25 protein-coding genes are annotated in these 23127 nt (G+C 63.3%); 11 read left to right on the top strand and 14 right to left on the bottom strand.

Annotated elements, in window-relative coordinates:
- Positions 1-131: 131 nt before the first annotated feature.
- From ABNP31_RS00275 to prlC, 6 genes are all read right to left on the bottom strand, one after another.
- Positions 132-1664 carry a SulP family inorganic anion transporter gene (locus tag ABNP31_RS00275; RefSeq protein ID WP_085665595.1) on the bottom strand — a complete coding sequence of 511 codons (1533 nt, stop codon included), beginning with the start codon at positions 1662-1664 and terminating at the stop codon, positions 132-134.
- A gap of 191 nt (positions 1665-1855) precedes the next feature.
- The gene (locus ABNP31_RS00270; RefSeq protein WP_013970295.1) at positions 1856-2575 is read right to left on the bottom strand and encodes a carbonic anhydrase; all 720 of its coding nucleotides are present in this window, start codon (positions 2573-2575) and stop codon (positions 1856-1858) included.
- Between the two features lie 422 nt (positions 2576-2997).
- Positions 2998-4056, bottom strand: a complete 1059-nt coding sequence (locus tag ABNP31_RS00265) for a PA0069 family radical SAM protein (RefSeq protein ID WP_075046853.1) — start codon at positions 4054-4056, stop codon at positions 2998-3000.
- Between the two features lie 77 nt (positions 4057-4133).
- Positions 4134-6128: a M3 family metallopeptidase gene (locus tag ABNP31_RS00260; RefSeq protein WP_085665594.1), complete on the bottom strand. Its 1995-nt coding sequence runs from the start codon at positions 6126-6128 to the stop codon at positions 4134-4136.
- Between the two features lie 124 nt (positions 6129-6252).
- The gene (locus tag ABNP31_RS00255) at positions 6253-6534 is read right to left on the bottom strand and encodes a YheV family putative zinc ribbon protein (protein ID WP_013970292.1); all 282 of its coding nucleotides are present in this window, start codon (positions 6532-6534) and stop codon (positions 6253-6255) included.
- Positions 6531-8618: an oligopeptidase A gene (gene prlC, locus ABNP31_RS00250; protein WP_350012894.1), complete on the bottom strand. Its 2088-nt coding sequence runs from the start codon at positions 8616-8618 to the stop codon at positions 6531-6533. The genes ABNP31_RS00255 and prlC overlap by 4 nt, the downstream gene beginning before the upstream one ends.
- Before the next feature lie 66 nt (positions 8619-8684).
- On the opposite strand from prlC, the gene ABNP31_RS00245 reads away from it, so the two are divergent.
- Entirely contained in the window at positions 8685-9233 is a 549-nt protein-coding gene (locus ABNP31_RS00245; RefSeq protein ID WP_133969827.1) for a gamma carbonic anhydrase family protein, read from the top strand.
- A 121-nt stretch (positions 9234-9354) separates the two neighbouring features.
- The gene (locus tag ABNP31_RS00240; RefSeq protein WP_238067107.1) at positions 9355-10005 is read left to right on the top strand and encodes an HAD family hydrolase; all 651 of its coding nucleotides are present in this window, start codon (positions 9355-9357) and stop codon (positions 10003-10005) included.
- Between the two features lie 117 nt (positions 10006-10122).
- Here the strand turns inward: ABNP31_RS00240 and ABNP31_RS00235 are convergent, their stop codons facing one another.
- A complete protein-coding gene (locus ABNP31_RS00235) occupies positions 10123-11196 on the bottom strand; it encodes an aminopeptidase (protein WP_238067106.1) in 1074 nt (357 codons plus the stop codon).
- Positions 11197-11281: 85 nt separating this feature from the next.
- On the opposite strand from ABNP31_RS00235, the gene ABNP31_RS00230 reads away from it, so the two are divergent.
- On the top strand, positions 11282-11695 hold the full coding sequence (locus ABNP31_RS00230; RefSeq protein WP_015268455.1) for a hypothetical protein: 414 nt from the start codon (positions 11282-11284) through the stop codon (positions 11693-11695).
- 55 nt (positions 11696-11750) lie between these two features.
- Positions 11751-12164, top strand: a complete 414-nt coding sequence (locus ABNP31_RS00225; protein WP_013970286.1) for a hypothetical protein — start codon at positions 11751-11753, stop codon at positions 12162-12164.
- Between the two features lie 96 nt (positions 12165-12260).
- Here the strand turns inward: ABNP31_RS00225 and ABNP31_RS00220 are convergent, their stop codons facing one another.
- Positions 12261-12494, bottom strand: coding sequence for a DUF1161 domain-containing protein (locus ABNP31_RS00220; RefSeq protein WP_003261043.1), 234 nt, complete (start codon positions 12492-12494; stop codon positions 12261-12263).
- A gap of 73 nt (positions 12495-12567) precedes the next feature.
- Complete coding sequence (locus tag ABNP31_RS00215) at positions 12568-12993, bottom strand: OsmC family protein (RefSeq protein ID WP_013970285.1); 426 nt, start codon at positions 12991-12993, stop codon at positions 12568-12570.
- Positions 12994-13145: 152 nt separating this feature from the next.
- On the opposite strand from ABNP31_RS00215, the gene ABNP31_RS00210 reads away from it, so the two are divergent.
- A complete protein-coding gene (locus ABNP31_RS00210; RefSeq protein ID WP_238067105.1) occupies positions 13146-14150 on the top strand; it encodes an LLM class flavin-dependent oxidoreductase in 1005 nt (334 codons plus the stop codon).
- A gap of 98 nt (positions 14151-14248) precedes the next feature.
- On the opposite strand, the gene ABNP31_RS00205 is transcribed toward ABNP31_RS00210, so the two are convergent.
- Both ABNP31_RS00205 and ABNP31_RS00200 read right to left on the bottom strand, forming a co-directional pair.
- Positions 14249-14470: a DUF1161 domain-containing protein gene (locus ABNP31_RS00205; protein ID WP_003261041.1), complete on the bottom strand. Its 222-nt coding sequence runs from the start codon at positions 14468-14470 to the stop codon at positions 14249-14251.
- A 101-nt stretch (positions 14471-14571) separates the two neighbouring features.
- Complete coding sequence (locus ABNP31_RS00200; protein ID WP_013970282.1) at positions 14572-14787, bottom strand: dodecin; 216 nt, start codon at positions 14785-14787, stop codon at positions 14572-14574.
- Positions 14788-14937: 150 nt separating this feature from the next.
- Between ABNP31_RS00200 and ABNP31_RS00195 the strand changes: the two genes are divergently transcribed.
- Positions 14938-15261 carry a DUF883 family protein gene (locus tag ABNP31_RS00195; protein WP_003261039.1) on the top strand — a complete coding sequence of 108 codons (324 nt, stop codon included), beginning with the start codon at positions 14938-14940 and terminating at the stop codon, positions 15259-15261.
- Here ABNP31_RS00195 and ABNP31_RS00190 read toward each other — a convergent pair.
- A complete protein-coding gene (locus tag ABNP31_RS00190) occupies positions 15258-16154 on the bottom strand; it encodes a LysR family transcriptional regulator (RefSeq protein ID WP_238067104.1) in 897 nt (298 codons plus the stop codon). The two genes, ABNP31_RS00195 and ABNP31_RS00190, sit on opposite strands and share 4 nt — an antisense overlap.
- Before the next feature lie 110 nt (positions 16155-16264).
- Between ABNP31_RS00190 and trpB the strand changes: the two genes are divergently transcribed.
- Both trpB and trpA read left to right on the top strand, forming a co-directional pair.
- Positions 16265-17482, top strand: coding sequence for a tryptophan synthase subunit beta (gene trpB, locus ABNP31_RS00185; protein ID WP_015268451.1), 1218 nt, complete (start codon positions 16265-16267; stop codon positions 17480-17482).
- Entirely contained in the window at positions 17479-18288 is an 810-nt protein-coding gene (gene trpA / locus ABNP31_RS00180; protein WP_238067103.1) for a tryptophan synthase subunit alpha, read from the top strand. Before trpB ends, trpA begins: the two co-directional genes overlap by 4 nt.
- A 120-nt stretch (positions 18289-18408) precedes the next feature.
- On the opposite strand, the gene ABNP31_RS00175 is transcribed toward trpA, so the two are convergent.
- Positions 18409-18741 carry a DOPA 4,5-dioxygenase family protein gene (locus ABNP31_RS00175; protein WP_013970278.1) on the bottom strand — a complete coding sequence of 111 codons (333 nt, stop codon included), beginning with the start codon at positions 18739-18741 and terminating at the stop codon, positions 18409-18411.
- A 52-nt stretch (positions 18742-18793) separates the two neighbouring features.
- Between ABNP31_RS00175 and ABNP31_RS00170 the strand changes: the two genes are divergently transcribed.
- Positions 18794-19411 (top strand): NAD(P)-dependent oxidoreductase, encoded by a 618-nt coding sequence (locus ABNP31_RS00170; RefSeq protein ID WP_085616055.1) that lies wholly within the window; start codon positions 18794-18796, stop codon positions 19409-19411.
- 150 nt (positions 19412-19561) lie between these two features.
- Here the strand turns inward: ABNP31_RS00170 and ABNP31_RS00165 are convergent, their stop codons facing one another.
- Complete coding sequence (locus ABNP31_RS00165; RefSeq protein ID WP_350012893.1) at positions 19562-20461, bottom strand: choline sulfate utilization transcriptional regulator; 900 nt, start codon at positions 20459-20461, stop codon at positions 19562-19564.
- 108 nt (positions 20462-20569) lie between these two features.
- On the opposite strand from ABNP31_RS00165, the gene betC reads away from it, so the two are divergent.
- Positions 20570-22087, top strand: coding sequence for a choline-sulfatase (betC, locus tag ABNP31_RS00160; RefSeq protein WP_350012892.1), 1518 nt, complete (start codon positions 20570-20572; stop codon positions 22085-22087).
- Between the two features lie 14 nt (positions 22088-22101).
- Complete coding sequence (gene choX / locus ABNP31_RS00155) at positions 22102-23031, top strand: choline ABC transporter substrate-binding protein (protein WP_350012891.1); 930 nt, start codon at positions 22102-22104, stop codon at positions 23029-23031.
- Positions 23032-23127: the final 96 nt, after the last annotated feature.

Below are 23127 nucleotides of genomic sequence, written 5' to 3'. Positions count from 1 at the left end.
TAAGCTGTTCCGGCCTCTTCGCGGGTAAACCCGCTCCCACAGGTACTGCACACGCTATGAACCCTGTGCAGTACCTGTGGGAGCGGGTTTACCCGCGAAGAGGCCAGTTCAGGCGATACAGACTTTCAGCTTCAGGCCCCAACCCCCGCCGTAGTCCGCATCCGCCCCTCGATCCGCCGCTTCAAGCGCCGCTGCTCGATCAGCAACCGCGACCCATTGGCCGAATTACTGCGGCCCCAATCTTCAAGCAGCTCAAGGCACGAGTGGTCGATATAGCTGAGGTTACCCAGCGGCACATGCAGCGTGGTCCCCGCCGGCACGCTATCCAGCACCTGGGTCAGCGCCGGCACCTTGAGGAAGGTGGCCGCGCCACTAAGCCGCAATTCCATGTGCCCAGCCTTCTCCAGGCTGACCAGGTTGATCTTCAACCGCGCCGCCTTCAGTGCCAGCTTCAGCAAGGTCAGGGCAAAGCCCAGCAATACGCCAGTCAGCAGATCGGTAAAGATGATCGCCAGCGCCGTCGCCGCGTAGGTGAACATCGGCATGCGGCCATAGCGGCCCAACCCACGAAACGCCTTGAAATCCACCAGTTTGACCCCGGTAAACACCAGCACACCCGCCAGGCTCGCCACCGGGATCTGCTGCAGCACACTGCTCAGCGCCACCACGAACGCCAGCAGCCACAGGCCATGGAAGATCGCCGAAGCCCGGGTCTGCGCACCCGCCTGCACATTGGCCGAGCTACGCACGATCACCCCGGTCATCGGCAACGCGCCGAGCACCCCGCACAGCATGTTGCCGATGCCCTGGGCCGACAGCTCACGGTCGAAGTCCGAACGCTGGCCGCTGTGCATGCGGTCAACCGCAGCAGCCGACAACAAGGTTTCGGCACTGGCGATGAAGGCCAGGGCAAAAGCGGCGACCAACAGGGTAGGGTCGGCCAGTTGCATCAGGTCACCAGGGCGGATCCAGTCGATGGCTTCGGACAGGTCGGCCGGCACCTGTACGCGGTTCACCGGCAAGGCCAGCCACATGCTGATGGCCGTCATGGCCGACACGCCCAGCAGGGCACCCGGGACGAAGCGCAGCCGCTGCGGCCGCAGGCGCTCCCAGCCCCACATGATGGCGATGGTGCCCAGGCCCAGCGCACCGGCCATCCAACCGGAGCCGGCGCTTTCCTGTGGCAGGGCCGCGGCCAAGGTCGCCGGGAACTCCAGCAGGTTCTGCATGCCAGATGGTTGCGGCGCGGTATCGAACATCACATGCACCTGCGACAGCACGATCAGCACGCCAATCCCTGCCAGCATGCCGTACACCACCGCCGGCGCGGTAACCCGGAACCAGCAGCCCAGGCGCAGGCGCCCGGCCAGCAACTGCAGCAAGCCGGCCAGCAGCAGGATCGGCCCGAGCATGGCCATGCCATGCTGGCGTACCAGCTCGAACACCAATACCGCCAGGCCGGCGGCCGGGCCACTGACCTGCAGCGGCGAACCGGCAAGGAAACCTACTACAATGCCGCCGATAATGCCGGTAATCAGGCCTTTGGCCGGCGGCATGCCCGAAGCGATCGCAATGCCCATGCACAACGGCAAGGCCACCAGGAAGACCACCACCGACGCCAGCAACTCACGCGGCAGGGCCGCTTTCAACTGTGTAATGTTCACCGTGTTTCTCCTTTCTCTGTCACACAGCCATTCCGCTGGCCGTGGGCACGTTTGCCCCTGACGAGCGCGCAGGCGCGGGCCGCCAGCGGGCGTGCCGGCAGGCAGTCAGGGAATTCAAGGCAGCCGAAGGCCGCGCCACACCCCTGCAGGGTGCAGCCGGCTATCAAGGTTCAAGCGGGTGGATGGGTCGCTTAGTAGCGGCCTCTCGGAGTAGCGCAGGGGACCGGCTCGCCAGCAGCCAGGGGCAGGAAGGTGTCGCTGGCGGCGTCGTAGGCTTCGATCTTGCTGGTCTCGATGTCGTAGACCCAGCCATGGATGTACAGCTCACCGGCTGCCAGGCGCGAAGCCACCGAAGGGTGGGTGCGCAGGTGATGCAGCTGGGCGATGACGTTTTCCTTGGTCAGCACTTGCATGGTTTCGTGTTCGCTGCCGCACGAGCAGTTGTTCTCGACCACGGTGCGGGCCACTTCGGCGTGGCGCAACCAGGCGGACACGGTCGGCATCTTGGTCAGCGATTGCGGGTTGAGTACCGCACGCATGGCGCCACAGTCGGAGTGGCCGCAGACGATGATGTGATGCACTTTCAACGCCAGCACGGCGTACTCGATGGCGCTGGAAACGCCGCCGTTCATCTGGCCATAAGGCGGTACCACGTTACCGACGTTACGGGTCACGAACAGGTCGCCAGGCGAACTCTGGGTGATCAGCTCGGGAACGATGCGCGAGTCGGCGCAGGTGATGAACATGGCACGCGGGGTTTGCGCGGTGGCGAGCTTCTTGAACAGCTCTTGCTGCTCGGGGAAAACGTCATGGTGAAAACGCAGGAAGCCGTCGACGATGTGCTTCAGGGCGGCATCGGCGCTCTCCGCGGGGACCTGCGGTACGACCTTGGATGGGTCCTTGACGGGCATGATTCATCCTCTTGACGGTGTGTAGGTAAATCCATTTTACCGGTGAAAGATTCTGGCTATGCAGGGATTTAGATGACACGCACGGGCCATAGATCACAGTCGGTGAAGACTGATTTCCTACGCTAGCGGGGAAAACTTAACTGAAACTTAATTCGAAGGCTCTAGAACGGGTGTTCCAGATAGGAAAGGCGGGTATTGGATAATAGCAAAAAAACATCAACTGCCAAGAGCCATTACTGGAATTATCAACTTGGATTAGTTGCATTGAGGGCTGGCAATGCGCCCCATGCGGGAACCCGGAACCTGCGCAGAACCTGTGGGAGCGGGCGTGCCCGCGAAGGAAGCAACTCGGTACATGGCACCGGCTGCGCCGGTGTTCGCGGGCGCGCCCGCTCCCACAAAGGCCGTGCTCTGCTCAAGCATCAGAACAGTGCCATCTGCCCCCCCGGCGGGCAAAACGCCGAACAATCCAGCGCCTGCGCTTCTCGCCCTTCGAACTCCAGCCGCTTCATGGCCTTGGCAAAGCGCTGCGCCAGCAACTCGGCAAACACGCCTTCACCGCGCATGCGTGCACCAAACCGGCTGTCATACAGTTCGCCGCCGCGGCTCTGGCGGATCAGGCTCAATACATGCGCCGCCCGCTGCGGGTAATGGTCCTGCAGCCATTGTTCGAACAACGGTGCCACTTCCAGCGGCAGGCGCAACATCATGTAGGCTGCGCTCTGTGCACCTGCCTCCCTCGCCGCCTCCAGCAGCCGCTCCAGTTCGCTGTCGTTGATCATCGGAATCATCGGCGAACACAACACGCCCACCGGCACTCCCGCCTCGCGCAACACGCGGATCGCCCGCAAGCGCGCCTTGGGTGACGCCGCGCGCGGTTCCAGCACCCGTTTCAGGTCATCGTCCAGCGTGGTCAGGCTGATCATTACCCGTACCAGGCGCTGGCGAGCCATCTCGGCCAGCAGGTCAAGGTCGCGCAATACCAGCGCCCCCTTGGTGACGATGGTCACCGGGTGGCGAAAACGCAGCAGCACTTCGAGCAGGCGTCGGGTCAGCAGTTGTTCACGTTCGATCGGCTGGTACGGGTCGGTATTGGAACCCAGGTTGATCGGCGCGCACACGTAACCCGGTTTGCTCAGTTGTTGCGCGAGCACCTCGGCGGCGTTGGTCTTGGCAATCAGCTTGGTCTCGAAATCCAGGCCGGGGGAAAGGTCCCAGTAGGCGTGGGAAGGGCGGGCATAGCAGTAGATGCAACCGTGCTCGCAGCCACGGTAAGGGTTGATGGAGCGGTCGAAGGGCAGGTCGGGCGAGGTGTTGCGGCTGATCACCGACTTGGCCGTCTCTACCCGCACCTCGGTGCCCTGGGTTTGCGGCACCTCCTGGTACCAGCCATCATCCTCCGCCACCGAATGGCTGGGGGCAAAGCGGTTGTGCGGATTGTGCGCCGTGCCACGGCCCTTTTGCGGTGCTGGAGGAATCATGGCCTACCCCGAATACTGTATTCATATACAGTATATTGCCTACCTGATTCTTTCCAGCACCTCCGGTCAGCGCACTTTCACTTCAGGCCATGCCAACGCAGAAAGGGCAGCTGGCTCGACTGCCGGCCGAGGAACACCTCGATACCTTCACGCAACGGTCGCGATGCCCCTGGGGCAAGCAATGCCTCCTGCAGCGCCTGGCCTGTGGCCCGGTCCAGCAGGCCTTGGGCCTCGAAGCGGGTGAACAGGTCGAAGGCGTGCACGTCCGACCACAGATAGGCGTAGTAACCGGCATCGTAGCCGTTTACCAGATGGTCGAAGGCATGCGCCGGGTGCTCGAAATCGGCCAGGGGCCAGTAGCCACAATGCTCACGGGCATCGCCCAGGCGCTGCTCGAGGGACCGGCCATCGTTCGGCATGCCATGCAGGTCCAGGTCGAACAGCGCCATGCTCAGGTCGCGCGCGGTTTCTTCCACACCTTGCTGCCGCAAGCGGCGCAGGCACTCATCGACCCGGGGCCGGGAAAGCTTGCTGCCATCCTGGAGCGGCGAAGAGATCTCCACCAGGTAATCCGCGTCCCAGACCCAACGTTCGAACAGCTTGCCGAACAGCTCCACGCCATCGGTACCGAGCTCGGTGACGTTGGACATCACGTGGTTGGTCGTGCGCACCAGCAAATGGTGCAAGGCATGGCCAAACTCATGGAACAGCTTGCGCAGTGACAGATGGTCCAGCAACGGCTGGCTACCCGGCAGCGCTGCAGGCACGTCGCTGTAGACCACCACCGAGGCCGCCTGGAAGATGCCCTCGGCATCGACCCGGCGGTTGCGAATGTAGGTGGTGAATACCGAGTCAGGTTGCTTGCCGGCATGCTGTACGGCGTCGAGGTACAGGAAACCGATCAAGGCGTTGTCCTGCCACACCTCGAACGGTTGCACGCTGTCATCCCAGGTTGCCAGCGGCTTGGCCAGCAGCGTTACACCAAACAGTTTTTCCACCAACTGCTGCAATGCGCTGACCACGGCATTCAGCGGGAAGTATTCGCGCAAGGCTTCGGTAGAAAGCACCTCGCGCGACGAGGCCTGCAGGTAGGCAATGTCCCAGGGTTGGACATTCCCCAAACCTTTGGCTGCGGCCTGATGCTGCATATCTGCACGCCACTGCAGCACGGCCGGCCGCACATGGTCGGCCAGGTCATGAAGAAAGCCGCGCACCTGGGCAACCGAACCTGCGCTCTTCATCTGCAGGCTCTGCTCCAGATGGCTGGCAAAGCCGAGCAGGTGGGCCTTTTCTTCCAGCAGCCTCGCCAATTGCTCCAGGTGCGAGCGATTATCCTGCTGTTGGTCAAGGCCGACGCCTCGAGTGTTATAAGCCCGGTACACGCGCTCGCGCAGTTGCCTGTTGTCAGCATGTTTGAGCACGGCGTCGGTGGTCACGCTTTCACACGCAATCAACCAACCCGGCTCACCCGCCTCCTGTGCCCTTGTAGCCAGCTCGTCACGGATGCGTTGAGGTACACCGCTCAGTTCGGATTCATCCGTGATGCTCAGCCCTGGTCGGTTGATGTTGCTGCGAAAAGCCTCGCGCGCAATGCCGATCTGTTTCAGCAGTTCGGCCAGGCGAACCTTGCCTGCGGGGTCGAGCGATGCGCCACTGGAGGCGAACTTGTGCAGATGCCAGCGCAACGTGGCGCGTTTCTGGGCATCCAGCTGCTTGCCGATGTCGCTGTTGGCCAAGCGCTCATACAGGGCCTGCAGTGCGGAGTCGGTGAACTTCTGTTCGAACCGCTCCGTGGCCTTGGCGAAGAAGTCGAAAATGGCACCGGCCCAGGCTTCGTCCCGACCAACCAATGGCGAGGCTGCATACAACACCGTCAGAAGCTGACTATCCAGCCCGTCCACCGCCAGCACCATGTCATCCCAGGTGGGCAGTGCCTGCTGGTCGCGGATGATGCGTTCGATGCCTTGCTCGTGCGCCAACAGCACGTGGTCGAAGGCAACTTGCATGTTTTGAAGCGTGATCGACGGATAATCGACGGGGATATGGCTATTTTGCAGAAGGGGGTTGTCCATGGTGCAACACCTTGCTCGGAGAGAAGAGCAGGCGAGCTTGCATGGCCAGCGTGCAGCAGGTGGCCTGACTATCTACCACCCGGGCATGCCGGCCCGGGCACGACGCCCGGGCGGCACGACGGCTTTATTCAGCCGGTTTCTTCAGCTTCGGGTTGGGGAAGAACTGCACCGTCTGTACCTTGGCCGGCGCGGCTTTCGGCTCCAGATGGTTGACCCGAGTGCCGAGTTCCTTCGGCACCGACAAGCCCTGCTCGTTGAGGGTGTCGGTAAAGCCGCAGGCCACGCACTCGCGGTGCGGTACGCCGTCTTCGTTCCACATCATCAGCTTGTCGGTCTCGCTGCACGCCGGGCATACCGCCCCGGCAATGAAGCGTTTCTTGGTCTTGTTCACGGCTACCTCGCTCATGCTGCAGCGTCCTCGCTCAGGCCACTATGGCGCAGCAAGGCATCGATGGAAGGCTCACGGCCACGGAAGTCGACGAACAGCTCCATCGGCTCGCGCGAACCACCGCGTGCCAGGATAGCCTCACGGAAGGCACGGCCGGTTTCGGCATTCAGCACGCCTTCTTCCTCGAAGCGCGAGAAGGCGTCGGCCGACAGCACTTCGGCCCACTTGTAGCTGTAGTAGCCCGCGGCATAACCACCAGCGAAGATGTGCGCAAAGCTGTTGGGGAAGCGGTTGTACGCCGGTGGGCGCATGACCGACACCTCGTCGCGTACGCCTTCGAGCACCTGCAGCACGCTGCGGCCGTCGCCATGGGTGGCATGCAGTTCAAAGTCGAACAGCGAGAACTCCAGCTGGCGCACCATCATCATGCCCGACTGGAAGTTTTTCGCCGCCAGCATCTTGTCCAGCAGGTCCTGGGGCAGTGGGGCACCGGTTTCGTAGTGGGCGGAGATCAGTGCCAGGCCTTCCGGCTCCCAGCACCAGTTTTCCATGAACTGGCTCGGCAGTTCGACCGCGTCCCAGGCCACGCCGTTGATGCCGGATACACCGGCATGCTCGATGCGGGTCAGCATGTGGTGCAGGCCGTGGCCGAACTCGTGGAACAAGGTGGTGACTTCATCGTGGGTCAACAGCGCCGGCTTGCCGGGCGCGGCCGGGGTGAAGTTGCACACCAGGTTGGCCACCGGGCTCTGCAACTGGCCAGCGGCTGTGCGGCGACGGTCACGCGCGCCATCCATCCAGGCGCCGCCACGCTTGTTGGCGCGGGCGTAGAGGTCGAAGAAGAAGCGGCCGACGTGCTGGCCGTTTTCCTTGATCTCGAACAGGCGCACATCCGGGTGCCAGCTGTCGAAGCCCTTGAGTTCGGCGATCTCGATGCCGTACAGGCGCTGCACGATGCTGAACAGGCCACCCAGCACCTTGTCGATCGGGAAGTAGGCGCGCAGGGCCTCCTGCGACACGCTGTAACGCTGCTCGCGCAGCTTCTCGCCGAAGTAGCCGGCGTCCCAGCTGGCCAGCTCAGGGCAGCCCTGCTCGGCGGCGTAGCCCTTGAGCTGCTCCAGGTCCTGGGCGGCGAACGGCTTGGAACGCTTGGCCAGGTCACGCAGGAAGCTCAGCACCTGGTCGCTGGACTCGGCCATCTTGGTGGCCAGGCTCAGCTCGGCGTAGTTCTTGTAGCCCAGCAGTTCGGCCAGTTCCTGGCGCAGGCCGAGGATTTCCTGCATCACCGGGCCGTTGTCGAACTGGCCGGCATTCGGGCCCTGGTCCGAGGCGCGAGTGCAGTAGGCGGCGTACAGCTCTTCGCGCAGGGCGCGGTCGCTGGCGTAGGTCATCACCGCGTAGTAGCTGGGGAATTCCAGGGTGATCAGCCAGCCGTCGAGGCCCTTGGCCTGGGCGGCGGCGGCCATCTGCGCCTTGGCCGAGTCGGTCAGGCCGGCCAGCGCGGCTTCGTCGGTAACGTGCTTGGTCCAGGCCTGGGTAGCGTCGAGCAGCTGGTTGGAGAAACGGCTGCCCAGCTCGCTGAGCTTGCTCTGCACTTCGGCGTAGCGTTGCTGTTTATCCGCCGGCAGGTCGATACCCGACAGGCGGAAGTCACGCAGGGCATGCTCGAGGATAGTCTTTTGCGCCACGTCGAAACCGGCGGCCTCGGGGCTGTCGATCAGCGCCTGGTAGGCTTCGAACAGCGCACGGTTCTGGCCCAGTTCGGTAGAGTAGGCGCTCAGCGCTGGCAGGCACGACTCGTAGGCTTCGCGCAGCTGCGCGCTGTTGCACACCGCATTGAGGTGGCTGACCGGGCTCCAGGCGGCGCCCAAGCGGTCGTTCAGTTCGTCCATGGCCAGCACCAGGCCAGCCCAGGTAGGGTTCTTGCCCTGCTTTTCGAGGATCTCGGCAATGGCTTTACGGTTGTCGGCCAGGATCGCTTCGATTGCCGGCAATACGTGTTCGGCACGAATTTGCGAGAAGGGCGGCAGATCGTAGGACTGCAGAAGCGGGTTGTTCGCACTCACGGTTTGGATACCTTGGCAGAAGAAACACTGCCCCATCTTAATTACAATCGACGCCGACCGCAGCAAGCAGCCTGCCTATCGGCACAGATGAGAGACGCTATCATGGCCATCCGAAGCTTCCAGCAACACACTCCGAAAGTTGGGCCCAGGGCCTTCGTCGACCGATCGGCGGTAGTGCTGGGCGACGTGGAAATCGGTGAGGACAGCTCCGTCTGGCCGTTGACCGTGATACGCGGCGACATGCACCGAATCCGCATTGGCGCGCGTACCAGCGTGCAGGACGGCAGCGTGCTGCACATCACCCATGCCGGCCCGTTCAACCCGGACGGCTTCCCGCTGATCATCGGTGACGAAGTGACCATCGGCCACAAGGTCATGCTGCATGGCTGCACCCTGGGCAACCGCATCCTGGTCGGCATGGGCAGCACCATCATGGACGGCGCCATCGTCGAAGACGAAGTGATCATCGGCGCCGGCAGCCTGGTGCCGCCGGGCAAGCGCCTGGTCAGTGGCTACCTGTACATGGGCAGCCCGGTGAAACAGGCCCGACTGCTGAACGAACAGGAACACGCATTTTTCGCCTACAGCGCCAGTAACTACGTGAAGCTCAAGGACCAGCACTTGGCCGAAGGCTACGATCAACCTGAATGACCGCATTCGCGGGTAAACCCGCTCCCACAGGTACGGCGCCGGCCTCAGGCCCTGTGATATCCCTGTGGGAGCGGGTTTACCCGCGAAGAAGACCACGCAGCATTCAAAGTGGAACCCGCAAATGCACCAGCAAAACATCCTCTTCGACCTCGACGGCACCCTGACCGACCCGCGCCAGGGCATCACCCGCTCGATCCAGTATGCCCTGGCCAACCTGGGCATCGACGAGCCGGACCTCACCCGCCTCGAGCACTTCATCGGCCCACCCCTGCTGCAGGCCTTCATGCAGTTCTACAGCTTCGACGAAGCGAAGGCCTGGGATGCGGTGAACTTCTATCGGGAACGCTTCAGCGTCACCGGCCTGTACGAAAACCTGGTGTTCGAAGGTGTGCCGGAGCTGCTCGAAGCACTCAACGGCCAGGGTCGCACGCTGTACATCGCCACCTCCAAGCCGTGGAAGTTCGCCCGTGAAATCGCCCGGCACTTCGCCTTCGACCACCACTTCAAGGTGATCTATGGCAGTGAACTGGATGGCACACGCACCAACAAGGTCGAGTTGATTCGCCACCTGCTTGATGAAGAAGGGCTGGACCCGGCGCAGACGCTGATGATCGGCGACCGCAAGCATGACCTGATCGGTGCGCGCAGCAATGGCTTGCAGGCGGTGGCGGTGGGGTACGGGTTTGGTAGCCAGGAAGAGTTGATGGCCGAAGAGCCGGCCTACCACTTTGCTACCTTGGCCGAGATGCATCAGGCGTTCCTCAAGGCTTGATGGCCCTGGGGGCTGCTTTGCAGCCCATCGCGACACAAGGCCGCTCCTACAGGCGATCGCGTACCTTCTGTAGGAGCGGCCTTGCGTCGCGATGGGCCGCAAGGCGGCCCCAAAATCTCACCGGCTAACCATCAACCGCCGTAAGGCTGCCTTCCTCTCATCGATCGGCAACCGCCCCAATTGCTCGACCCGGTGATAAAAACGCTGCCAATCCCCATCAACCTCACGGAACACCGCCGCAAACGCCGGTACCCACTGGTCATACAGCCCGAACGGCAGCAACTTGGCATTGCTCATCGGCCCATACATCCAGGCGTCATAGCGCTTGTCACCACCCCACTGGGCATCACGCACTTGCCGGTATTCCCGCCTAAGCCGCTCGAACTCCGCCTGCTTGGCCGTCCGCTTCTGCGCATCATCCAGAGGCCCGGCATAAATCGCCTGCAACCGCTCGCGGCTGGCCAGCACCAACCGGATGAACTGCTCACGCTGCTGCCCCTGCTCCCCGCCAGAGGCAGCAAGGCCCCGCGCCACGCGCCATTGCCGCGTGCCTTCCTGCTCGACGAAGGAAGCAAACGACTCGTTGAACTCGGTGTCGTCCTGCACATAGAAGCGCTGGTGGGCCAGCTCATGGAAGATCAGCGTGGCCAGGCGCTCGTCGCTCCAACCCACCATCGACGACAGGATCGGGTCGTCGAACCAGCCCAGGGTCGAATAGGCCTCCACGCCGCCCACGTATACATCCATGCCGTCCTGGCGCATCAACGCCGCCGCCCCACGCGCCGCGCCTTGCTGGTAATAGCCGCGATAGGCCACACATCCCGCGATCGGGAAGCAGTGTGTCACTGGCTGCAACGACAGCTCGGGGGTAGCGAACACATTCCATACCACGTAAGGCCGGCCAAGGTCGGCGTACACCCGGTAGCTGCGGTTGTCCGGCAGCTTCAGCTGCTGGCTGGCAAATGCCCGCGCCTGCTTGGCGTGTTCCAGGCGCGCGCGCAATTGCGCTGAAGTGGCCGGGTTGGCCACTACCTGATCCACCGGCTGCCGTGCGCGTAGCAGCTGCCACTGGCCCTCGGCCAACTGCCCATAATAGGCGGCGCTGCTGCAACCGTTCAGCAGGAGCACCGCCAGCAGGGGAACCAAACGGGTGAAAACAAGGTCGAGTGGCCCAGGGCCTGAGCGCTGCATAAGAATAAGTCGAAGCATCCGGGACTGTCTGACTCGCTCAAGGCCGATTCACTCCAAGACTATCTCGCCAAGGGGGAGTTTCGCCATGCGTGCACTGTTGGTCACCGGCTCACTGTTGCTGATATCCGCCTGTTCGACCTTGCCAGACCCGGACCCGAACCAGGCCTGGATCGACCTCACGCCCTACGACAACACCTCGCTGCACGCCGTGCAGGTAGATGAACGCGACTGGGCCGACAGCCGTTATTTCGAAGTACAGCCCGGCAGCCACGAGCTGACCGTGCGCTACCAGTTTCCGGTTACCCCCAGCAATATCGGCCCGGTCGAGGAGCCGTTGTGGCGGGATTGCCAGGTCAAGCTGACCTTCAAGGATTTCAGTGCCGGCCAGCGCTACCAGCTGCAGGCTGGCAGCATCGGTTTCCGCCCTTGGATCAAACTCTACGACCATCAGCAAAAACTGGTTGGCCAGGGCTTGCCTGCAGGCTGCCAGCGCACCTGAAACGCACAAACGGCGCTATGCTTGTAGCCTATGAATCGCAAGTGGGAGTATTGCCATGCGCCAGCCCATGATGCTGATCGCCCTCAGTGCACTGGGGGCTTGCGCCAGCCCCTTGCCGCCCGTCGACCCCAAGCAGGCCTGGGTCGACCTGTACACCATGACTCCCGGCAGGGTGATCATGGCCGACCGCCTCGACGGCAAGCGCTTGGAAGATGGCCGCTACTTCCAGGTGACGCCAGGCAAGCACGAACTGGTAGTGCGCTTCGATTACGAGATATATGGGGGCGGCCTCATGACCCAGCCCAGGGACCGTACCTGCTACCTGACCGTGCGCTTTGACAACTTCAAGGCCGGTGAACGCTATCGCCTGGAGGCACGGGCGCCGGTGATGGAACCGCAGGTGCTGCTGTATGACGGCAGCCGCAAGGTGGTGGTGAACGAGCCTAGCGAGGTGTTCTGCATTCCTTGACCTGGGGCTGCATTGCTCCTATAGGAGATACGCGATCCCTGTAGGAGCGGCCTTGTGTCGCGATAGGGCCGCAAAGCGGCCCCCAAAATCCTGAACCTACCGATCATTCTTCTGATAAATGATCTTCTTGGTCCCACCATCGCAGGTCCCGACGACCATGTTCTGGTCCTTGACCTCGCTGTTGGGCACGATCTCCAGGGTATAGGACGAAACACCCTGGGCCTGGATCTTGGCCTCGATCTCGGCTTTGAGCTCCTCGCACGGTTTGACCGCCGCCAACGCAGATGTGGCGACCAGGGAAGCCAACACGGTGATTGCTACGCGAATCATGAAACGGCTCCTGAAAGGGCAGCGTGCTGCCGACGCTGTTTAGACTACAACAAACCGCCCTCATTGCACTGCTTCAACCCACCAGCGCCGCATCCAGGCTGATCTTCGCGTTCAGCACCTTGGACACCGGGCAACCGGCCTTGGCCTTGTCGGCGATCTGCAAGAATTGCGCTTCACTCGCCCCAGGCACCTTGGCCCTGAGCACCAGATGCACCGCCGTAATGGCAAATCCATCAGCTTGCTTGTCGAGTGTCACTTCGGCAGCGGTGTCGATCCTGTCCGGGGTGAACCCCGCTTCGCCCAGCATCATCGACAGTGCCATCGAGAAGCAGCCGGCGTGCGCCGCGCCGATCAGCTCCTCCGGGTTGGTCCCGGGCGAGCCCTCGAAACGGGTGTTGAAGCCGTAGGGGTTCTGCTTGAGCGCGCCGCTTTCGGTAGAAAGCAGGCCTTTGCCGTCCTTCAGGCCACCTTGCCAGATAGCCGATGCTGTCTTTTTCATGATGCCTCCTGGTCTCGGGTTACATGCTTATGGCTTCAGAGGTCAGCCGCCTACGGCAAGTTCAGAGCAATCGCACGGCAAGCATTGAATCCGTCGAATGTGCCCATACAGAGTTGAGAAGGCCTGTGGCCAAATACCTTTGCGGAGGCTCCATGACGCAGCTGCGTGATCTGAAGATTTCCACCCTCGACCTGGTGCCAGTACGCGCCGACGCCGGCCCGGCGCAGTCGCTGCGCAACTCGCTGGACCTGGCGCAGCACGTTGAGCGCTTTGGCTACAACCGCTTCTGGGTGGCCGAGCACCACAACATGGACGGCATCGCCAGTTCGGCGACTTCGGTGCTGATCGGCTACCTGGCAGGGGGCACCTCGAGCATTCGCGTGGGCTCTGGCGGGGTCATGCTGCCCAACCATGCGCCGCTGGTGATCGCCGAGCAGTTCGGCACCCTGGCCAGCCTGTACCCGGGGCGCATCGACCTGGGGTTGGGCCGCGCGCCGGGTTCCGACCAGATGACTGCCTACGCCCTGCGCCGCGACCGCGCCGGCGGCCCGGATGACTTCCCGGACGATGTCGAGGAACTGTCACGCTACCTCGGCCCGCGTACCGATGATCAAAAAGTGATCGCCGTACCAGGGCACGACACCGACGTACCGATGTGGCTGCTCGGCTCCAGCCTGTTCAGCGCTCAACTGGCCGGCATGCGCGGCATGCCCTACGCCTTCGCCTCGCACTTTGCGCCGCGCTACATGCACGAGGCGATCCGCGTGTACCGCAACCACTTCAAGCCCTCGACCACATTGGACAAGCCGTATGTGATGCTGGGCATCCCCATGGTGGTGGCGGAAACCGACGAAAAGGCCGAGTACCTGGCCACGTCGGTGTACCAGCGCATCCTCGCGCTGATTCGCGGGCAGAGCCTTATGCAGAAGCCGCCGGTGGAAAGCATGGACGGGTTGTGGCTACCCCATGAACGGGATGCGGTGGGCAGCTTCCTCGGCCTGGCGATGATCGGCAGCCCGCAGAAGGTGCGGGCCAAGGTGGAAGTGCTGCTGGAGCAGACCGGGGCAAATGAGCTGATCTTCACCTGTGATTTGTATGAGCATGCGGACCGGATTCGATCCTACGAACTGTTGGCGCAGGCTCTCAAGACCGCGTGATCTTCTTCGCGGGTAAACCCGCTCCCACAGGTACAGCGTCGCTCTCAGGCCTGTGATATCCCTGTGGGAGCGGGCGAGCCCGCGAAGAAGCCAGCACATTAGCCGCGCCGGTACACAATCTCCTTGGTACCAGCCTCGCAGCTGCCAATCACCTTGCCGGCCGGGTCGCCCTTGTCGACGATCTCCAGCTTGTAGCCGGTAACACCCTTGGCATCCAGCTTGGCCGCAATCTCTGCCTTGAGCTCCTCGCACGGCTTGCCCGCCGCCAGCGCACCACCGGCCAGGGTCATCAGGCCCAGCGCCAGAATCAGTTTGTTCATCACTCGCTTTCCTTGTGCAGATGAAATCAGAAAGGGCGCCCGCCAAGGCGCCCCCTCCCTAAATACCCCATCATGCCGGGCTCATCCAGCCCGGCAGTGTTTCAGCTATTGGCGATACGGAAGCCGACCTTCAGCGTGACCTGGAAGTGCGCCGCCTTGTTGTCACGGATATGGCCACGGGTATCTATCACTTCGAACCACTCCAGGTGCTTGATGCTCTTGCCGGCTTCGGCCAGGGCATTGTTGATCGCCTCTTCGATGCTGGTGGTCGAAGACCCCACCAGTTCGATCTTCTTGTAGGTGTGATGATCGGTCATGAGCGCTCTCCTCGGATGATGGTGAGATTGAGCCTAGCAGCGCAGGCCTGGTTTACCTGCGAGCGGTCACCATTGGCGAAAGTTCGATCGCACTTTCCCGCGGGCCCAAGGTCGCAATCCTTACAGTCCATACTGCAAAGGAGAGTCAACATGCACCGCAATTCGCTGCGTAGAACGTCCCTGGAAAGCATGGAAGCGGAGATCGAGAGCCTTCTGAAAAGCCTGGAAAACCTCAAGCATGATGCGTCGGAGGAGTCCCAGAAATCGGTGAAGGCAATCCGCAGCAACGCCGAGAGTGCCCTGCGTCATTCGCGCCACCTGTTGAGCGATGCCTACGAGGAAGTGAAGCACCGCACCCGCCAGACCGGCATCGCCACCCGCGACTATGCCCAGGAACACCCGTACACCACCGCCGGCGTCGCCATTGGCGCGCTAGGCCTGCTGGCGGCGTACCTGATGTGCAAACGCAACTAAGCGCCCTGTCGCGCCAGTTCTGCCCTTAGCCACTGCGCCAACTGCTCGGCGCGCCCGTCCGCGGCGCGCCTGGGCACCCACAGCGCCAATGCCGCAGGGGTAGGTGAAAAGCCCCACGGCGCACTCAAACGGCCCGCCCGCAGGTCATCAGCGACCAGCGGCTGCGGCGCAATCGCCACACCCAACCCGGCCACCGCAGCTTCCAGCAGGTAATACAGGTGCTCGAAAGCCTGGCCATAGTGCAGGGTCGCCGGCTCCAACCCCTGTTCCAGTGCCCAGGTCGGCCAAGCCTGCGGGCGCGAGGTGGTGTGCAGCAAGGCTTCGCCCAGCAAAGCCTTGGCCGGCGCGCCCTGCAAGCGCTCGAAACCGTCGAAATGCGGGCTGAGCACCGGCCCGATGCGCTCCTCGGCCAGCACATGCACCTGCATGTCCGCCGGCCATGGCGGCTCGGCATACACCAGCAGCGCATCCAGCCCTGGCCGCCGCGGGTCCAGGTCGCCTTCACCGGCCGACAGGTGCAGGCGCAGCTCAGGCAAATCCGCCTGCAACCGCCCCAACCGCGGGATGAACCAGCGCGCCAGCAGGCTGCCCGAGCAGCCCAGCACGAACGGCGCCTCGCTGACATCGTGGCTGAGCTCGGCGCACACGCTGCGCAGGCGGTCGAAGGCTTCGCTACTGGCATCGCGCAGGCGTACGCCGGCATCTGTGAGTTTGATGCCACGCCCGTCCTTCACGAACAGCGCGATGCCCAGGTGCTCTTCAAGCACCTTGATCTGCCGGCTGACGGCACCATGGGTAACGTGCAGCGCTTCGGCCGCCTGGCTGACGCTGTTGAGCCGTGCGGTAGCCTCGAAGGCCCGCAGGGCATTGAGGGGAGGGAGGTCGTGGGCCATTTTACCTGTGAGTTTTTCTGACAAGTTTGCGCAATCTTATCGGTTTTCAGCCGGGCTTGCCGTGGTTAGAGTAAAGCCCATCACTCATTCATTACGCCCTGGAGCGCCCCATGACCCAGTCCCAATACCGCCCCGGCCCCGACGCCAACGGCCTGTTCGGCTCGTTCGGCGGCCGCTACGTGGCCGAAACCCTGATGCCACTGGTGCTGGACCTGGCCCGCGAATACGAAGCGGCCAAGGCAGACCCCAAGTTCCTCGAAGAGCTGGCCTACTTCCAGCGCGACTACATCGGCCGCCCCAACCCGCTGTACTTCGCCGAGCGCCTGACCGAGCACTGCGGCGGCGCGAAGATCTTCTTCAAGCGTGAAGAACTCAACCACACCGGCGCGCACAAGGTGAACAACTGCATTGGCCAGGTGCTGCTGGCCAAGCGCATGGGCAAGAAGCGCCTGATCGCCGAAACCGGCGCCGGCATGCACGGCGTGGCCACCGCCACCGTCGCTGCCCGCTTCGGCCTGCCTTGCGTGATCTACATGGGCGCCACCGACATCGAGCGCCAGCAGGCCAACGTGTTCCGCATGAAGCTGCTGGGCGCCGAGATCGTCCCGGTCACCGCCGGCACCGGCACCCTGAAGGACGCCATGAACGAGGCCCTGCGCGACTGGGTCACCAACGTCGAAGACACCTTCTACCTGATCGGCACCGTGGCCGGCCCGCACCCGTACCCGGCCATGGTCCGCGACTTCCAGTCGATCATCGGCAAGGAAACCCGCGCACAGCTGCAAGAGAAGGAAGGCCGCCTGCCAGACAGCCTGGTTGCCTGCGTCGGTGGCGGCTCCAACGCCATGGGCCTGTTCCATGAGTTCCTCGAGGAGCCAAGCGTGCAGATTATCGGCGTCGAAGCCGGTGGCCATGGCGTGCACACCGACAAGCACGCCGCCAGCCTGAACGGCGGCGTACCGGGCGTGCTGCACGGCAACCGCACCTACCTGCTGCAGGACGAAGACGGCCAGATCACCGACGCCCACTCGATTTCCGCCGGCCTGGACTACCCGGGCATCGGCCCGGAGCACGCCTACCTGCACGAAGTTAAGCGTGTCGAGTACGTCAGCATCACCGACGACGAAGCGCTGGATGCGTTCCACGCCACCTGCCGCCTGGAAGGTATCATCCCGGCCCTGGAAAGCTCCCACGCCCTGGCCGAGGCGATCAAGCGCGCACCGAAGCTGCCCAAGGACCACCTGATGGTCGTGTGCCTGTCGGGCCGCGGCGACAAAGACATGCAAACCGTCATGAACCACATGGCCGCCCAGGAGAAACAGGCATGAGCCGTCTTGAACAACGCTTCGCCGAGCTGAAGGCCGAAGGCCGCTCGGCACTGGTCACCTTCGTCACCGCGGGCGACCCGGGCTATGACGCCTCGCTGCAGATCCTCAAGGGCCTGCCGGCAGCCGGTGCCGACGTGATCGAACTGGGCATGCCGTTCACCGACCCGATGGCCGACGGCGTGGCCATCCAGCTGGCCACCCTGCGTGCTCTGGAAGCCGGCCAGTCCCTGGCCAAGACCCTGCAGATGGTTCGCGAATTCCGTGTGGATAACCAGGCCACACCGATCGTACTGATGGGTTACTACAACCCGATCCACCGCTTTGGCGTGGAAAAGTTCGTGGCCGAAGCCAAGCAAGCGGGTGTCGATGGCCTGATCATCGTCGACCTGCCGCCAGAGCACGACGCCGAACTGGCGACCCCGGCCCAGGCAGCGGGTATCGACTTCATCCGCCTGACCACCCCGACCACAGACGACGCGCGCCTGCCGCGCGTGCTGGAGCGCAGCTCCGGGTTCGTCTACTACGTGTCGGTGGCCGGTGTCACCGGCGCCGGCTCGGCGACCACCGAGCACGTGACCGAAGCCATTGCCCGCCTGCGTCGGCATACCGATCTGCCGATCAGCGTTGGTTTCGGCATTCGTACGCCGGAGCAGGCTGCGGCCATTGCCCGCCTGTCGGACGGCGTGGTGGTGGGCTCGGCACTGGTCGACAAGATTGCCCAGGCCAAGAGTGCCGAGCAGGCAGTCAACGATGTATTGAGCCTGTGCTCGGCGCTGGCTGAAGGGGTGCGCGGCGCCCGCCGTTGAACCGCGTCGCCTGCTTCGAGGGCACGCCCGCTCCCACAGGGACAACACAGATGCTGAAAGCTGTGGAGGACCTGTGGGAGCGGGCGTGCCCGCGAAGAGGCCAGCACAGGCTATAGAGGCCTATCCCCCGAAAATCGACAGATCCAGCGGCCGCACCGCCCCCATCCAGATCGCATGGTCACGGTGGTCCGCCAGTTCATCACCGGTCAGCGGGTGCATGAACACCACCAACCCCTTCCGATACAGCGCCAACCACGGCAGCACCACCCCCACAAACTCCGGCTCGAAGGCCAGCTGGCAGCTCCAGTCCGGGTGCGGCCCAACCGGTTTCTGGTGCATGCGCCCCATGGTCACGGGAAACAGCCGCGCCGCCTCCTCGCACAGTTCACGGGCCTGGTCCATGGTCGCTGCGTCGTAGTAAACGTGGGCGTGGTAACCCTTGATCCTCTGCACGATAACTCCTGATTGCGGTCCAACCATCACCACCTGCAAAGGGAGTGATGCAGTGAAAAACGCCGAAACCCCAGTGTTCAAACTGGTCCTGTTCGGGCCTGAAAGCAGCCTGGGCAACGCCCTGATGGTAGAGCTGCTGTCGCGCCAGCACGAAGTCACCGCCGTGGTCGACGACCTCAACCGCCACGCGCCGCGCCCCGGCCTGCATTTCAAGATAGGCGGGCTGGGCGATGCCAACCAGGCGGAGCAGGGCGCGGCAGGCGGGTCGGCAGTAATTGCCCTGTTGTCGACGCTGGCGCCGGGCGATCTGCCCGGGCAAGCCCGCATGAGCGAGGCGCTGGTGGCGGGGCTGAAGCGTACGACTATACGCCGGCTGCTGCTGGTGGGCGATTTCGATGTGCTGGATGAGCCGGGCAAGTACAGCGAGGCGGAGCGGGAGTGTGTGGACCAGGTGGTGGACGGGTTACAGCGCAGTGCGTTGCACTGGACGCTGATCAATGCTCCGCAGGAACTGGCCGGGTTGGGGATGGAGCATTTTCGCAGCACCGAAGGTACGCTGGAGCCGGGGTTGGCCGAGCCGTTGCGGCACCTGGCCAGAGTCGCGGCAGGGATGGTGGATATGCTGGAGCTGGATTTGCACCGGGGCGAGCATCTGAACTTCGTGGTCTAGATTGCCGGGGCTGCTGTGCAGCCCATCGCGACACAAGGCCGCTCCTACACGGGACAAGCGATTTCTGCCCATTCGCCATTCCATGTCGGTTCGCGATCCCCTGTAGGAGCGGCCTTGTGTCGCGATGGGCCGCAAAGCGGCCCCAAAATCTCAAAGGCTACGCTCTTGCTCCAGCCAATCCACAAACCGCTCGATCAACGCCCCACGCCGCTTGCGTGGTGGCAGCACCGCGTAATACCCGCGCGCCGAGCGCAAACTCCCCTCCAACGGCCGGCACAGCAACCCCTGCTCCACCAGCCCATCCACCAGATGCCCCCAGCCAATCGCCACCCCTTGCCCGGCAATCGCCGCCTGGATCAGCAACGTATAGTTATCAAACCGCAACTGCCCGGCCGGCGGCGGGCTGGCCACCCCAAACCCGCGAAACACCCCCGCCCAGTCAAACCAACGGCTAGCCTGCTCGCCCTTCAAGTGCAGCAAGGGCAATCGTTGCAAAGCCACGGCTGACAAGGGTTTGCCATGAATCAGCCGGGGGCTGCACACAGGGAAAACCTCCTCATCGAACAGCCAGCGGCTCTCGCCCTGGTGAAAACGCCCGTCGCCAAACAGCACCGCCACATCGATGTCCGGTCGCAACATGCCCTGGCTGCGCTCACCGGTCACCAGGCTCACGTCCACCTGTGGATAAGCCTCGTGAAAACGCTGCAGCCGTGGCATCAGCCAGAACGCCGCAAAGGCGAAGTCGGTAGCCACCTGCAGCACTTCGCGCTGGCCGCGCCCACTGGCCTGGGCAATGCCGTCCTCCATGGCCTGCAGGCCCTGATGCACCTGTTCGAACAGCACCTGGCCAGCCTCGGTCAGCTCGATACCCCGGTAAATGCGGTCGAACAGGCGCGTGCCCACCTGTGCCTCCAGCCGTTTTACTTGCTGGCTCACCGCTGGCTGCGTGGTACCCAGCTCCAGCGCCGCGGCGGTAAAGCCGCGCAACCGTGCGGCGGCCTCGAACACGCGCAAGGTATCCAGCGACAGCTCGGCAAGGTGGTCAAACATAAGCGTGGCTAATCCCAGTTATTGCCCTCCGTGGGCTTTACCCATGTTATCCACAGTCGCATCTTGATAGGCAAGCGGTTCGCATAACCCTCAACGATGGAAGCCACCATGACGCGCCCGAATATCCTGTTCATCATGGCCGACCAGATGGCCGCGCCCTTGCTGCCGATCTACGCCTCTTCGCCGATCCAGATGCCGCACCTGAGCCGCCTTGCCGAACAGGCGGTGGTGTTCGACTCGGCCTACTGCAACAGTCCGTTGTGCGCGCCGTCGCGCTTCACTCTGGTCAGCGGCCAGTTGCCCAGTCGCATCGGCGCCTACGACAACGCCGCCGACTTCCCCGCCGACGTGCCGACCTACGCCCACTATCTGCGCCGCCTTGGCTACCGCACCGCGCTGTCGGGCAAGATGCACTTCTGCGGCCCGGACCAGTTGCATGGCTACGAAGAACGCCTGACCAGCGACATCTACCCGGCCGACTACGGCTGGGCGGTGAACTGGGATGAACCGGACGTGCGCCCGAGCTGGTATCACAACATGTCCTCGGTACTGCAGGCCGGCCCGTGCGTGCGCACCAACCAGCTGGATTTCGACGAGGAGGTGGTGTTCAAGGCGCGCCAGTACCTGTACGACCATGTGCGCGAAAACGATGGCCGACCGTTCTGCCTGACCGTGTCGATGACCCACCCGCACGACCCCTACACCATCCCCCGGCGCTATTGGGATCGCTACGAGGGTGTGGATATCCCCATGCCCCGCGCCGAATTCGACCAGGCAGAACTCGACCCGCACTCGCAGCGCCTGCTGAAGGTCTACGACCTGTGGAACAAGCCGCTGCCTGTGGACAAGATCCGTGACGCCCGCCGTGCCTACTTCGGCGCCTGCAGCTACATCGATGACAACATCGGCCTGCTGCTGCAGACCCTGGAGGAATGCAACCTGGCCGACGACACCCTGATCGTGTTCTCCGGCGACCACGGCGATATGCTTGGCGAGCGTGGCCTCTGGTACAAGATGCACTGGTTCGAGATGTCGGCGCGGGTGCCGCTGCTGGTGCACGCGCCGAAGCGCTTCGCGCCAGCCCGGGTCAGTGCCTCGGTGTCTACCTGCGACCTGCTGCCGACCCTGTTCGAGCTGGCCGGAGGTGCTGTGGATAACCACCTGCACCTGGATGGCCGCTCGCTGGTCGGCCACCTGCAAGGGCAGGGCGGCCATGACGAAGTGATCGGCGAATACATGGCCGAAGGCACCGTCGGCCCGCTGATGATGATCCGCCGCGGGCCGTACAAGTTCGTGTACAGCGAAGACGACCCATGCCTACTCTATGACCTGAGCCGCGACCCGCACGAGCGGGAGAACCTCACCGGCAGCCCGGAACACCAGGCGCTGCTGCAGGCATTTGTCGATGAAGCACAGCAACGTTGGGATATCCCCAGCCTGCGCCAGCAGGTTCTTGCCAGCCAGCGGCGCCGCCGCCTGGTGGCCGAGGCGCTGGCCATCGGCAAGCTGAAAAGCTGGGACCACCAACCGCTGGTGGACGCCAGCCAACAGTACATGCGCAACCACATCGATCTCGACGACCTCGAGCGCAAGGCACGTTATCCACAGCCCGCCCCCCTGGATTGAGAAAAGAGGCCGCCATGCACAAGTTCTCCGCCGCCGTGTTCGCCCTGGCCCTGAGCCTGGGTACCGCCACGGCCAACGCCGCCGACAGCGACGCGCAATGCACCACCGTGAAGATGGCCGACCCCGGCTGGAGCGACATCGCCACGACCAACGCCTTGGCCCGCCTGCTTCTGGAAAGCCTGGGTTACCAGGTGAAAATCGACAGCCTGGCCGTGCCGATCATCTACGGCGGCCTCAAGGATGGCCGCGTCGATGCCTTCCTCGGCAACTGGATGCCGGCACAGCAGGGCTTTCATGACAAGTTCATCGCCAACGGCGATGTGCAGCAGCTTTCACGCAACCTGGAAGGAACCGAGTTCACCCTGGCAGTGCCCGACTATGTGTGGAATGCCGGGGTGAAGGATTTCGCCGACTTGCAGAAACACGCCGACCAGTTCGACAAGAAGCTGTACGGGATCGGTTCCGGGGCACCGGCCAACCTGTCGTTGAAGGAAATCATCGACAAGAATGAATTCAACCTCGGCCAATGGAAGCTGGTGGAGTCCAGCGAGCAGGCGATGCTGGCGCAGGTCGACCGGGCGGTGAAGAAACAGCAGTTCATCACCTTCCTCGGCTGGACCCCGCACCCGATGAACGTGAAGCTGAAGATGCATTACCTGAGCGGAGGGGAGAAGTGGTTTGGCAGCAAGGGCGAGGTGTATACCCTGACCCGCAAGGGTTATCCACAAGCCTGCCCGAATGCGGCCAAGCTGCTGGGTAACCTGAAGTTCACGCTGGACATGGAAAACACCATCATGGCCGAAGTTGTGGACAAGAAGGTCAGCTTCGATGATGCGGCCAAGGCTTGGCTGAAGGCGCACCCCGAGTTGCTGGAAGGGTGGTTGGCCGGGGTGACGACCAAGGCCGATGGCAATGCGCTGGAGGCGGTCAAAGCCAAACTGTAACCTCACAAGCAAACCTCTATCCCTGTGGGAGCGGGTTCACCCGCGAATGCGACGGTAGATTCACTGCAGCATTCGCGGGTAAACCCGCTCCCACAG

This window comes from Pseudomonas asiatica, assembly GCF_040214835.1.
In the GTDB taxonomy this organism is placed as follows: Bacteria; Pseudomonadota; Gammaproteobacteria; order Pseudomonadales; family Pseudomonadaceae; genus Aquipseudomonas; species Aquipseudomonas putida_Z.
This window is presented reverse-complemented; position numbering and strand designations above follow the sequence as displayed.